Annotated in this window: 8 protein-coding genes; 5 read left to right on the top strand and 3 right to left on the bottom strand. The window is 68.3% G+C overall.

Annotated elements, in window-relative coordinates; translation table 11 throughout:
- Positions 1–41 precede the first annotated feature (41 nt).
- On the top strand, positions 42–1,148 hold the full coding sequence (gene trmA, locus UYS_RS0213115; protein WP_016855978.1) for a tRNA (uridine(54)-C5)-methyltransferase TrmA: 1,107 nt from the start codon (positions 42–44) through the stop codon (positions 1,146–1,148).
- A gap of 251 nt (positions 1,149–1,399) precedes the next feature.
- A complete protein-coding gene (locus tag UYS_RS0213120; RefSeq protein ID WP_016855979.1) occupies positions 1,400–6,241 on the top strand; it encodes an NAD-glutamate dehydrogenase in 4,842 nt (1,613 codons plus the stop codon).
- A gap of 120 nt (positions 6,242–6,361) precedes the next feature.
- On the opposite strand, the gene UYS_RS0213125 is transcribed toward UYS_RS0213120, so the two are convergent.
- Both UYS_RS0213125 and mgtE read right to left on the bottom strand, forming a co-directional pair.
- Positions 6,362–6,763 carry a hypothetical protein gene (locus UYS_RS0213125; RefSeq protein WP_016855980.1) on the bottom strand — a complete coding sequence of 134 codons (402 nt, stop codon included), beginning with the start codon at positions 6,761–6,763 and terminating at the stop codon, positions 6,362–6,364.
- A 207-nt stretch (positions 6,764–6,970) separates the two neighbouring features.
- On the bottom strand, positions 6,971–8,323 hold the full coding sequence (mgtE, locus tag UYS_RS0213130) for a magnesium transporter (protein ID WP_016855981.1): 1,353 nt from the start codon (positions 8,321–8,323) through the stop codon (positions 6,971–6,973).
- Positions 8,324–8,498: 175 nt separating this feature from the next.
- Between mgtE and UYS_RS0213135 the strand changes: the two genes are divergently transcribed.
- Positions 8,499–9,515: a quinone-dependent dihydroorotate dehydrogenase gene (locus tag UYS_RS0213135; RefSeq protein ID WP_016855982.1), complete on the top strand. Its 1,017-nt coding sequence runs from the start codon at positions 8,499–8,501 to the stop codon at positions 9,513–9,515.
- 91 nt (positions 9,516–9,606) lie between these two features.
- Here the strand turns inward: UYS_RS0213135 and rmf are convergent, their stop codons facing one another.
- The gene (rmf, locus tag UYS_RS18100) at positions 9,607–9,813 is read right to left on the bottom strand and encodes a ribosome modulation factor (RefSeq protein WP_083868137.1); all 207 of its coding nucleotides are present in this window, start codon (positions 9,811–9,813) and stop codon (positions 9,607–9,609) included.
- A gap of 259 nt (positions 9,814–10,072) precedes the next feature.
- Here rmf and rlmKL point away from each other — a divergent pair, with 259 nt between their 5' ends.
- Both rlmKL and UYS_RS0213145 read left to right on the top strand, forming a co-directional pair.
- Complete coding sequence (gene rlmKL, locus UYS_RS0213140) at positions 10,073–12,271, top strand: bifunctional 23S rRNA (guanine(2069)-N(7))-methyltransferase RlmK/23S rRNA (guanine(2445)-N(2))-methyltransferase RlmL (RefSeq protein ID WP_016855983.1); 2,199 nt, start codon at positions 10,073–10,075, stop codon at positions 12,269–12,271.
- The gene (locus UYS_RS0213145; protein ID WP_016855984.1) at positions 12,268–12,609 is read left to right on the top strand and encodes a glutaredoxin family protein; all 342 of its coding nucleotides are present in this window, start codon (positions 12,268–12,270) and stop codon (positions 12,607–12,609) included. Before rlmKL ends, UYS_RS0213145 begins: the two co-directional genes overlap by 4 nt.
- Position 12,610 lies beyond the last annotated feature (1 nt).

Consider the following 12,610-nt stretch of genomic DNA (forward strand, 5'->3'; position numbering starts at 1 on the left):
TTCGACCCTTTCCTTCGACCGACCATCTTCCAGGAGCCGCCGTGGCCATTCCCGTTGTCGACCCCGACCGCTATGACGAGCAGCTCGCGGCCAAGCGCGACCGCCTGACCGCCCAGTTCGCCCGCTTCAACCCGCCGTCGCTGGAGGTGTATCCGTCGCCTTCGAGCCACTACCGCCAGCGCTGCGAATTCCGGGTCTGGCACGAGGGCGACGATCTCTACTACGCGATGTTCGAGGTCGATCCCGACGACCCCAAGCACAAGACCGTGGTGCGCCTGGACGACTACCCGGTGGCCGGCCGGCGCATCAACGAGCTGATGCCGGCGCTGCGCGAGCGGCTGCTCGACAACCCGACCCTGCGCCATCGGCTGTTCCAGGTGGAATTTCTCACCACCCTGACCGGCGAGGCGCTGGTGACGCTGATCTATCACCGCCAGCTCGACGAGGCGTGGGAGGCCGAGGCCCGCGCGCTGGAGCAGGCGCTGGGCATCATGATCATCGGCCGGGCCCGCAAGCAGCGCCTGGTGCTGACCCGCGACCACGTCTGGGAGCGGCTCGCCGTCGACGGCCGCGAGCTCGTCTACCAGCAGGTCGAGAACAGCTTCACCCAGCCCAACGCCGAGATCTGCCGCTCGATGCTGTCCTGGGCCCGGGACGTCACCGCCGGCAGCGCCGAGCGCGACCTGGTGGAGCTGTACTGCGGCAACGGCAACTTCACCATCGCCCTGGCCGAGAACTTCCGCTGCGTGCTGGCCACCGAGATCTCGCGCACCTCGGTCGCCAGCGCCCGCGAGAACCTGGCCGCCAACGGCGTCGACAACGCCGTCGTGGGTCGCATGTCCGCCGAGGAATTCTCCCAGGCGCTGCGCGGCGAGAAGGGCGGCCGTCGGGTCGCCGAGTTCGGCCTCGACGACTACGACTTCTCCACCGTGCTGGTTGACCCGCCGCGGGCCGGGCTCGACGAGGACAGCTGTCGCCAACTCAGTGACTACGAGCGTATCGTCTATATTTCTTGCAACCCGGATACGCTCGCCGACAACCTGGAGACCCTGACCCGCACCCATGAGGTGGTGCGCTTCGCGCTCTTCGACCAGTTCCCCTGGACGCACCACTGCGAATGCGGCGTCCTGCTGGAGCGGCGCCGCTAGCCCGGCCCGCCCGAAAGGGACGCCTCGCTGCCAGAAGGATTGTCAAGGGCGATGCGCAACCGACATGGACATGAGGGAACCGGCATGTGGCTGGGGTGTTTCGTGTCAGAGGCGTAAGCTGTTGGCAATGCAGGTCTTTGGCCAGGACCGTGGCGCCTCGCGAGTCGAGGCGCGTCACGGCGTGCCGGGACCCGTCGATCCGGTCCAATGATCCGGCCGCATGAGGCGGCCGCTGGCAGTCGAGGTGATGGATGCTACAAGTCGCACACGAGGAGAGCCGTCAGGATCTCCTCAAGCAGCTCGAGGAACGGCTGCAGAGCCGTCTGGAACAGGGCAAGGCCGAGGCGGTCGAGGCCTTTTCGCGGTACTTCTACGCCGCGGTGCCCCTGGAGGACCTCGCTGACCGTCGCCTCGACGATCTCTACGGCGCGACCCTCTCGGTGTGGCACTTCATCCAGCAGTTCGATCCCGGCGCGCCCAAGGTGCGGGTCTTCAACCCGGACTTCGAGGAGCACGGCTGGCAGTCCACCCACACCTTCATCGCCGTGCTGCACGAGGACATGCCGTTTCTCGTCGACTCGGTGCGCGTGGAGCTCAACCGCCGCGGCATGACCGTGCACGCCATCCACAACGCCGTGCTGGCGGTGGAGCGCGACGCCGAGCATCGCCTGGCCCGGGTGAGCGATCCCGGCACGCCCGGCGCTCCCGCCACCCGAGAATCGCTGATCGCCATCGAGGTGGATCGCCACTCCGACCCGGCCGAGCTCGAGGAGATCGAGGCCAGCCTGCAGGAGGTGCTGGGCGACGTGCGCACCGCGGTGGCCGACTTCGACCCCATGCGCGACAAGGTGCGCGAGGCCATCACCGAGCTCGAGTCCGGCTGTCCCGAGCAGGTCGAGGTCGAGGATCACCAGGAGGCGATCGCCTTCCTCGAGTGGCTGCTGGCGGACAACTTCACCTTCTTCGGCTACGACGAGTACGAGGTCCACGAGGACGGCAGCCGGCAGCGCCTGGACAAGGTCGAGGACAGCGAGCTCGGCGTGTTCCGCCTCGATCAGCCGCGCTATCGCGAACGCATCCGCACCGACCTGGGCGTCGAGGGCGACCGCTTCGTGCTGGTGCCCCAGCTGCTGTCGTTCGCCAAGAGCGCCCATCACGCGCGCATCCACCGTCCGACCTACCCGGACTACATCTCCATCGATCGCTACGACGCCGAGGGCAACATCGTCGGCGAGCGGCGCTTTCTGGGGCTGTTCACCGCCACCGTCTACAACGACTCGCCGCGCCACGTGCCGATCCTGCGCCGCAAGCTGCGCTCGGTGATGCAGATCTCCGGCTTCAATCCCAAGGCCCACAACGGCAAGCAGCTGCTGCAGATCCTCGAGGTCTACCCCCGCGACGACCTGTTCCAGATCGACGTCGACGAGCTGGCGCAGACGGCGCTGGGCATCCTCGACATCCGCGAGCGCCGCCGGGTGCGGCTGTTCATCCGCGAGGACCGCTTCGGCAAGTTCTTCTCCTGCCTGGTGTTCGTGCCGCGCGACGTGTTCTCCACCGAGCTGCGCCTGCGCCTGCAGGAGCTGCTGTGCGAGGAGCTCGACGCCACCTTCGGCGACTTCAACACCTATCTCTCCGAGTCGGTGCTGGCGCGCATCCAGTTCATCCTGCGCTTCAACGGCGACGGCCCGGCGGACTACGACATCAAGCGCCTCGAGGACAAGCTGGTCAAGCTGGCCCGCAACTGGCGTGACGACCTGCTCAATGCCGCCATCGAGGGCTTCGGCGAGGAGCAGGCCAACCTGATGCTGGGGCGCTTCCGCGACGCCTTCCCGGCCAGCTATCGCGACGACTTCAGCGCCCGCACCGCGGTCTACGACCTGCAGCACCTCGGCGAGCTCGACGACGGCGCGCCGCTGGCGCTGTCGCTGTACCGGCTGATCGAGGAGGAGGGCAGCGGCGTCAACCTCAAGCTGTTCCATCCCGACGCCTCGATCCCGCTGTCCGACGTGCTGCCGATGATGGAGAACCTGGGCCTGCGGGTGCTCGGCGAGCGCCCCTACGAGGTCAGCGCCACGGACCGCGACTACTGGATCCACGACTTCACTCTGGAGCACCACACCAGCGTGGAGGTGAACCTCCAGGAGATGCGCGAGCCCTTCATCGAGGCCTTCCAGCGCATCTGGACCGGCCAGGCCGACAACGATCCCTTCAACCGGCTGATCATCGGCGCCAACCTCGACTGGCGGGAAGTGGCGATGCTGCGCGCCTACGCGCGCTACCTGAAGCAGATTCGCTTCGGCATGTCGCAGAACTACATCGCCACCACCCTGGTGAATCATCCCGAGATCACCCGCGAGCTGGTGACCCTGTTCGAGCTGCGCTTCGACCCCGCCGATCGCCCCGAGGGCGACGACATCGCCGAGTGCGAGGCGCGCATCCGCGCCATGCTCGACGAGGTGCCGAGCCTCAACGACGACCGCATGCTGCGTCGCTACATGGAGCTGATCCAGGCGACCCTGCGCACCAACTACTACCAGCGCACCGAGGATGGCGGCGTCAAGGACTACATCGCCCTGAAGCTCGAGCCGTCGAAGGTCACCGGCATGCCCAAGCCGCGTCCGGCCTTCGAGATCTTCGTCTGCTCGCCCCGGGTCGAGGGCGTGCACCTGCGCGGCGGCAAGGTGGCCCGCGGCGGGCTGCGCTGGTCCGATCGTCGCGAGGACTTCCGCACCGAGGTGTTGGGGCTGGTCAAGGCGCAGCAGGTCAAGAACGCGGTGATCGTGCCGGTCGGCGCCAAGGGCGGCTTCGTCTGCAAGCGCATGCCGGAAGGCGCGGACCGCGAGACCGTGCAGAAGGAAGGCATCGCCTGCTACCAGACCTTCATCCGGGCGCTGCTCGACGTCACCGACAACCTGGTGGGCGGCGAGGTGGTGCCGCCCGAGCGCGTGGTGCGCCACGATGACGACGACGCCTATCTGGTGGTGGCCGCCGACAAGGGCACGGCGACCTTCTCCGACATCGCCAACGAGATCTCCGTCGAGTACGGCCACTGGCTGGGCGATGCCTTCGCCTCCGGCGGCGCCCACGGCTACGACCACAAGAAGATGGGCATCACCGCCAAGGGCGCCTGGGAGTCGGTCAAGCGCCACTTCCGTGGGCTGGGCATCAACACCCAGGAGGACGAGTTCAGCGTGGTCGGCGTCGGCGACATGGCCGGCGACGTGTTCGGCAACGGCATGCTGCTGTCCGACAAGATCCAGCTCAAGGGCGCCTTCAACCACCTGCACATCTTCGTCGACCCGACCCCGGATGCCGCGGCCAGTTTCGCCGAGCGCCAGCGCCTGTTCGATCAGCCGCGCTCGAGCTGGGAGGACTACGACGCGTCGCTGATCTCCGAGGGCGGCGGCGTGTTCAAGCGCAGCGCCAAGTCGATCGCCATCACGCCGCAGATGAAAGAGGCCTTCGGCATCCGCGAGGACAAGCTGTCGCCCAACGAGCTGATCCGCGCCATGCTGGTCTCCCGGGTCGACCTGATCTGGAACGGTGGCATCGGCACCTACGTCAAGGGCAGCGCCGAGACCCATGCCCAGGTCGGCGACAAGGCCAACGATGCCCTGCGCGTCGACGGCTGCGAGCTCAACTGCCGGGTGGTCGGCGAGGGCGGCAACCTCGGCCTCACCCAGCGTGGGCGCATGGAGGCCGCGGCCCGGGGCGTGCGGGTCTACACCGACTTCATCGACAACGCCGGCGGCGTCAACTGCTCCGACCATGAGGTCAACATCAAGATCCTCATCGACGAGGTGGTGTCCCGCGGCGACATGACCGAGAAGCAGCGCAACCAGCTGCTCGCCGACATGACCGACCAGGTCAGCGAACTGGTGCTGCTCGACAACTATCGCCAGACCCAGGCCCTCGACCTGGCCGAGCGACTGACCCGCGAGGGCATCGGCCCCTTCCGCCGCTTCATCAGCGAGCTGGAGGCCGCCGGCCAGATCGATCGCGAGCTGGAGTTCCTGCCCAGCGACGAGGAGCTCCAGGAGCGTGCCCAGCAGGAGCAGGGCATGACGCCGCCCGAGCTGTCGGTGCTGATCTCCTACGCCAAGAGCGTGCTCAAGGGCGACCTGATCGCCTCCGACGTGCCGGATGATCCGACCATCATCCGCTTCGTCGAACGCGCCTTCCCGACCATGCTGGCCGAGCGCTATCGCGACGAGATGTACGATCACCGCCTGAAGCGCGAGATCGTCGCCACCCAGCTGGCCAACGACATCATCGACCACATGGGCATCGTCTTCATGCGTCGGCTGATGGACTCCACCGGTGCCGGTCGCGCCGATATCGCCCGGGCCTACGTGATCGCCCGCGACAGCTTCCAGCTGCCCAAGCTGTGGGAGCAGGTCGAGGCGCTGGACAACAAGGTGGCCAGCGACGTCCAGTACGCGATGATGCTCGACCTGATGCGCATGCTGCGCCGTTCCACCCGCTGGTTCCTGCGCCATCGCACCAGCATGAGCACCCGCGATGCCATCGAGTACTTCGGCCCGCGCCTGGCCCAGCTGCAGGAGGGCATCGGCAAGCGCCTGCGCGGCGAGGAGAAGGCCCAGTGGGACGCGCGGCGCCAGGAGCTGGTCGAGGCCGGCGTGCCCGAGGCCCTGGCCGCCACGATGGCCGCGGCCAACAGCCTCTATGCGGCGCTGGGCATCATCCATGCCGCGCGCCAGAACGACGACAAGCCGCAGCGCGTCGCCGAGGTGTTCTACGAGGTGGGCGCCCGCCTCGAGCTGCCCTGGCTGCTGCAGCAGGTCACGCGGCTCGAGGTGCGCGACGGCTGGCAGGTGAAGGCCCGCGAGACCTTCCGCGACGACATCGAGCGTCAGCAGCTGGCGCTGACCTCGAGCGTGCTGAGCATGGAAGGGGGGCCGCGCGACAGCGCCGAGCGCGTCGAGCGCTGGCTGTCGCTCCACGAGAGCATGCACCAGCGCTGGGGACGCCTGCTCGAGGAGGTCGGCGGCGGCAGCCAGGGTGGCTTCCCGCTGTTCGCCGTGGCCGTGCGCGAGCTGGTGGACCTGGCCGAGAGCAACAGCGAGGCCTAGCCGGGCAGCGTGCCGGCCCGATGACGGGTCGGCACGCACGCCGCTGACTCGTGCCGACACGAAAAAGGGCGCCCCGCGGGGCGCCCTTTCTCATGCCTGACTTTTCCGGCTTGCCAGCGATCAGCGGCAGCTGATGCTCCAGATGGCCTTGTAGTCCTCGCCGTCATCGTTCAGGGCCGCCAGGTTGGTGTCCTCGTTGACGGTGCCGCCTTCCACCATGGCCTCGGCCTTGTCGCGCTTCTCGTCGCTGGCGTCGGGCCCCAGCACCTGCTGGTCCTGGATGATGAACTCGTCCCGGTCGCGAGCCTCGCAGACCTCCAGGGCGCGCTCCTTGGCCTCTTCCAGGGCTTCCTGGCGATCGTCGCCGAGGCCGGTCACCACGTAGTCGGTGCTCTTCATCTCCATGGAGGCGCTGTCGCTGGCGCAGCCGGCGATGCCCATCACGGCGATGGCGCCGGCCGCGATCATCAGGGGGCGTGTCTTGGTGAGCGCTGTCTTGGTCAACTGTGTCTTGGTCAACATGGGTCTCTCCTTATCTCCGTCGCACCTGGGGGGGAAGCCTTTCCCCGCATCGACGATGGCCGCCTGCGGCGACCCGACCACTTTCATGCTAACGAGCTGAAGGCAGGGTGCAAGAGTGTCGTGGCGGCGACGCCAGGCGTCGCACATCGACGACGGTCTGAACGGGCGCGCCGCGGGCGAAACGCGACGCGCCTTCTCGACGAGCGGCTAGAGCAGGAACAGGGTGGCCAGGCCCAGGAAGGACATGAAGCCGACCACGTCGGTGACCGTGGTCAGCACCACCGACCCGGACAGCGCCGGGTCGATGCCGAGGCGCTTGAGCAGCAGCGGGATGACGATGCCGGCGACGCCGGCGACGAGCATGTTGATCACCAGGGCGGCGGCGATGATGGCGCCGATGCCGATGCTGCCGAACCAGATGACCGCCAGCACCGCCACCACCAGCGCCCACAGCAGGCCATTGAGCACCGCGATGCCGACTTCCTTGCGCAGCAGCCAGTTGCTGTTGGTGCGACTGATCTGGCCCAGGGCCAGGCCGCGGATCGCCAGGGTCAGGGTCTGACTGCCGGCGATGCCGCCCATGCTGGCGACGATCGGCATCAGCACGGCCAGCGCCACCAGCTGATCCAGGGCCGCCTCGAAGCGGCCGATCACCCAGGCGGCCAGGAAGGCGGTCAGCAGGTTGATGCCGAGCCATACGGCGCGGCGCTTGGCGCTGGGCAGCACCGGGGCGAACAGGTCTTCCTCCTCGTCGAGGCCGGCCATGTTCATCAGCGCCTGCTCGGACTGCTCGCGGATCACGTCGACGATGTCATCGATCACGATGCGGCCGAGCAGCAGGCCGCGGCTATCCACCACCGGCGCCGAGACCAGGTCGTGGGTCTGGAACAGGGTGGCCACGTCGAGGGACTTCATGGTCACCTGGATGCTGTCCACGTCGCTGTCCATCAGGTCGGCCACGGCCTGTTCCTGATCGCTGGCCACCAGCCGGGCCAGCGGCAGCACGCCCATGAACAGGCCGTTGCGGTCCACCACCATCAGGCTGTCGGTGTTGTCGGGCACCTCCTGCTTCCAGCGCAGGAAGCGCTGCACGGTCTCCAGGCTGACGTCGGCGCGCACGGCGATGGTGTCGGTGCGCATCAGGCGGCCGGCGGAGTCCTCCTCGAAGGCCAGGGTCTCCTGCAGGCGGGCGCGCTGCAGCTCGTCCATGGAGCGCAGCATGTCCTCGGCGACCTGCTGCGGCAGGTCCTCGAACAGCTCGGCCAGGTCGGCGGTGTCGAGCCCGGCGGTGGCGGCCACGATCTCGGCGTGGTCCATGTCGTCGATCAGGGTGCTGCGCGCCTCGTCGTGGACGTGCAGCAGCACCTCGCCGTCGACCTCCTGAGGCACGCGCTCCCACAGCCGGATGCGCGCGTCGAGCGGCAGCGACTCCAGCAGCAGCGCGACCTCGGCGGGTTCCAGGTCGGCGATCACGTCGTCGACCCACTCCAGGTGTTCCTTCTCCAGCGCCAGGTGTATGCGCGACAGGCGGTGTTCCAGCGTCTCGGTCGTTTCGGTCATGGCGTCTCCCTGGCGGGGCGGCGTCGCCCGCGGTCTGTTCCGTGTCGGACATTCCGATGTCCGGTCGGTCCATCATACAAGAAGTGCCGGCCGGTCGTTGGCATTGGCGTTCGTCGTGGCGGGTCGGCTGCGCTATACTCGCGCCCGATTTTCCGCCGCCGTCTCAGGAGCCGCCATGTATTCCCTCGCCCGTTCGCTGCTGTTCCGTCTCGATGCCGAGAAGGCCCATGGCCTGGCGCTGTCGGGGCTGGATCTGGCGGACCGCCTCGGCCTGGCGAAGGCCATGGGCGAGCGCGTCGACGATCCGGTGGAGCTGATGGGGCTGCGTTTCCCCAACCGGGTGGGACTGGCCGCCGGGCTCGACAAGAACGCCGACCATCTGGACGCCCTGGGCGCGCTCGGCTTCGGCTTCGTCGAGGTCGGCACCGTGACGCCCAAGCCCCAGGACGGCAACCCGAAGCCGCGGCTGTTCCGCCTGCCCGGGGCCGGCGCCATCATCAACCGCATGGGCTTCAACAACGCCGGCGTCGACCACCTGATCGCCAGGGTGAAGGCCAGCCGTTACCGGGGCGTGATCGGCATCAACATCGGCAAGAACCTGACCACGCCGGTGGAGCAGGCGGTAGACGACTATCTCCACTGCCTGGAGAAGGTGCATGCCCACGCCCACTACATCACCGTGAACATCTCCTCGCCCAACACCCCCGGGCTTCGCAACCTCCAGTTCGGCGAGCATCTGGACGAGCTGCTGGGCACGCTGCGCGAGGCGGGGGACCGGCTCGATCGCGACAGCGGGCGTCGCGTGCCGCTGGCGGTCAAGATCGCGCCGGACATGGACGCCGAGGAGGTCGCCCTGGTGGCGCGCAGCCTCGAGGCCAATCGCATCGACGCGGTGATCGCCACCAATACCACCATCGCGCGAGAGGCGGTGGTCGGGCTGACCCACGGCGACGAGCAGGGCGGGCTGTCGGGCCGGCCGGTGTTCGAGGCCTCCAACACCGTGATTCGCGAGCTGCGCCGTCATCTGCCGACCCTGCCGATCATCGGCGTGGGCGGCATCGACAGCGGCGAGGCGGCGGCGGCCAAGAGCGAGGCCGGGGCGGACCTGGTCCAGCTCTATTCCGGCTTCATCTACCGCGGGCCGGCGCTGGTCGGGGAATGCGCCCGGGCGCTGCGCGACCGTCGTCGCTGAGGCGGGCGACGCATTAAAAAGCCCGCGCTGGGCGCGGGCTTGGGAGGTTGGGTTCGTCTGGGGAACGAAGGGACGATCTGCCTGATCGGGGTCAGATCACCATGGGGTTCTTGTGAATACCGGAGACCCCTGTCATTCCGGACCATTGGTCTCCACGACCTTCACGCCAACCGCTCATCCAGTACTCTCTTAGGTTGATGTCCTGGTTCGGACAATCATCGCGGGAACGACCTGAGACACCCGCCTTGTACCCGTGAACAAAGGCACGCTGGAAGCGATCACGTTTCTGTCGTTTCATTGGTCTACCTCTTGCTAAAGGCACCGATGGCAGCGACGCTCTGGGCGTCACGACCGTGACTTGAGGGTGTCGATACGGCACAGCGCGTACTGTGTCGACAGGTCCTTGCCCTCATGACAGGAACGCATGCGTTGTCTGGTAGCTACCACTTTATTCATAGCGCAACCTGGTCGATGCCGTCGACAGGTGATTTGTAACAAAGCGTACATTCAGGCGTCACGCGGACGTGGCGGGCCTGAAGCCACCCGATGGATTTCTCATGACCGAACGACGAGCTACCGACTCTCTGGCCTTCCTCGCCACCTGTCCCAAGGGGCTGGAACTGCTGGTGTCCGACGAGCTGGCCGCGCTGGGCGCCACGCCCGGCAAGACGACCCTGGCCGGGGTGCACTTCCAGGCCGATCTCGAGACGGCCTATCGGGCCTGCCTGTGGTCGCGGCTGGCCAACCGGGTGGTGCTGTGCCTGGTGCGCGAGGAGGGCATCGAGACCCCCGACCAGCTGCGCGCGGCCACGGCCGCCGTGGCCTGGGGCGAGCACCTGCCGCGGGGCGCGACCCTGGCGGTGGACTTCCACGGCCGCTCCACCGAGATTCGCCACACCCGCTTCGGCGCCCAGACCGTCAAGGACGGCGTGGTCGATCGCCTGCAGGCCGACGGCCAGCCGCGGCCGAACGTCGATACCCGCCAGCCGGACCTGCGCCTCTACGCCCACCTGCATCGCGGCCGGCTGACCCTGGGCATCGACTTCGCCGGCGACAGCCTGCATCGCCGCGGCTATCGCCGCGACGTGGGCCACGCGCCGCTCAAGGAGAACCTGGCCGCCGCGCTGCTGATCCGCGCCGGCTGGCCCGAGCGGGCCCGCGAGGGCCAGCCGCTGGTCGACCCGCTGTGCGGCGCCGGCACCCTGCTGATCGAGGCGGCGATGATGGCCGCCGACATGGCGCCCAACCTCAACCGCGAGCGCTTCGGCTTCCAGGGCTGGGCCGGCCACGACAAGGCCCGCTGGCAGGAGATCAAGCGCGAGGCCGAGGCCCGGGCCAGCATCGGCCGCAAGCGCTGCCGCTGCCGGATCCACGGCTTCGACCAGAGCCCGCCGGCGCTGTCGTCGGCCAAGGCCAACGCCATGCGCGCCGGCATTCCGGCGCTGATCACCCTGAAGGGCGCGAGCCTCACCGAGCTCAAGCGCCCCGAGGATCTCGACCCGGAGGCGAAGGGCCTCGTGATCACCAACCCGCCCTACGGCGAGCGTCTCGGCGAGCTGCCCGAGTTGGTCGGCCTCTACGCCGATCTCGGCGAGCGGGCGCGCCAGGCCTTTCCGGGCTGGCGCCTGGCGCTGTTCACCGGCAATCCGGACCTCGGCCATCGCACCGGGCTGCGCGCCCACAAGCAGTATTCGCTGAAGAACGGCCCGCTGGACGCCAAGCTGCTGCTGATGGACGTGCCGGAGGGCGCCCATGACGCTGGCAACGGCGAGCCCGCAGCGTCCGCTCCGCCGCCGCGCTCCGAGGGCGCGCAGATGTTCGCCAATCGCCTGACCAAGAACCGCAAGCGGCTGAAGAAGTGGCTCAAGCGCTCCGGCGAGACCTGCTACCGGCTGTATGACGCCGACATGCCGGAATACGCCCTGGCCATCGACGTCTACGGCGATCATGTGCACGTGCAGGAGTACGCGCCGCCGAAGTCGATCGATGCCGGCCAGGCCCAGAAGCGGCTGTTCGAGGCGCTGGCGGTGATTCCGGAAGAGCTGGAGGTCGATGCCAGCCGGGTGGTGGTCAAGCGCCGCGAGCGCCAGAGTGGCCGCGCCCAGTACCAGAAGCAGGCCGCCAGCGGCGAGCGCTTCGAGGTCCGGGAAGGGGCGGCCCGGGTGTGGGTGAACCTGCGCGACTACCTCGACACCGGGCTGTTCCTCGATCACCGTCCGGTGCGGCGCATGCTCGGCGAGATGGCCCAGGGCAAGCGCTTCCTGAACCTGTTCTGCTATACCGCCACGGCCACCGTGCAGGCCGCCCTCGGCGGCGCCTCGGACAGCGTCAGCGTGGACCTGTCGAACACCTACCTCGACTGGGCCCGGGACAACTTCGCCCTGAACCGGCTCGATCCCTCGCGTCACCGCGTAGTGCGCGACGACTGCTTCCAGTGGCTCGAGACCGCCGGTGTCCACTTCGACCTGATCTTCATGGACCCGCCGACCTTCTCGAACTCGAAGAAGATGGCCGACACCCTGGACGTGCAGCGCGACCACGGCCGGCTGGTGCGCCTGGCCATGGCGCGACTGGCGCCCGGTGGCACCCTGGTGTTCTCCAACAACCAGCGCCGCTTCAAGCTCGACACCGAGCTGGGCGAGGCCTACGCGGTGGAGGACATCTCGGCGAAGACGTTCGACCCGGACTTCAATCGTCGCCCGGACCTGCATCACGTCTTCCTGATTCGCCACAAGGAGGGTGCCGCCGAGGCATGATCCAGCTGACGCTCTACACCACGCTCGGCTGCCACCTTTGCGAGACGCTGGAGGCCGGGCTTTCGCGCCTGGCCGGCGTCGAGTATTGCCTGACGCGGGTCGAGATCGGCGACGACGAGGCGCTGCTGGCGCGCTTCGGCGAGCGCATTCCGGTGCTGGTGGACGAGACGGGGGCGGCGCTGGAGGGCGCCGTCTCCCCGGCGGGGCTGGCCGAGTGGCTGGCCGCACGGGGCTGGCTGGACGAAAACGCCTGGCAGGCGATGCCGGGTGGTGAGAGCGAGGCGCCGTCGGAGCCGGGTGGCGCGGTGATGCGCCGGGGGCGGCGCTACCTGAGCTGAC

The sequence above is a fragment of the Halomonas smyrnensis AAD6 genome, assembly GCF_000265245.1.
Lineage (GTDB): Bacteria > Pseudomonadota > Gammaproteobacteria > Pseudomonadales > Halomonadaceae > Halomonas > Halomonas smyrnensis.

Bases quoted from the DNA above. Each gene is read 5' to 3' on its own strand.
- UYS_RS0213135 (WP_016855982.1), top strand. From the start codon at position 8,499: ATGTATTCCCTCGCCCGTTCGCTGCTGTTCCGTCTCGATGCCGAGAAG.
- UYS_RS0213125 (WP_016855980.1), bottom strand. From the start codon at position 6,763: ATGTTGACCAAGACACAGTTGACCAAGACAGCGCTCACCAAGACACGC.
- rlmKL (WP_016855983.1), top strand. From the start codon at position 10,073: ATGACCGAACGACGAGCTACCGACTCTCTGGCCTTCCTCGCCACCTGT.
- rmf (WP_083868137.1), bottom strand. From the start codon at position 9,813: ATGAAACGACAGAAACGTGATCGCTTCCAGCGTGCCTTTGTTCACGGG.
- UYS_RS0213120 (WP_016855979.1), top strand. From the start codon at position 1,400: ATGCTACAAGTCGCACACGAGGAGAGCCGTCAGGATCTCCTCAAGCAG.
- mgtE (WP_016855981.1), bottom strand. From the start codon at position 8,323: ATGACCGAAACGACCGAGACGCTGGAACACCGCCTGTCGCGCATACAC.
- UYS_RS0213145 (WP_016855984.1), top strand. From the start codon at position 12,268: ATGATCCAGCTGACGCTCTACACCACGCTCGGCTGCCACCTTTGCGAG.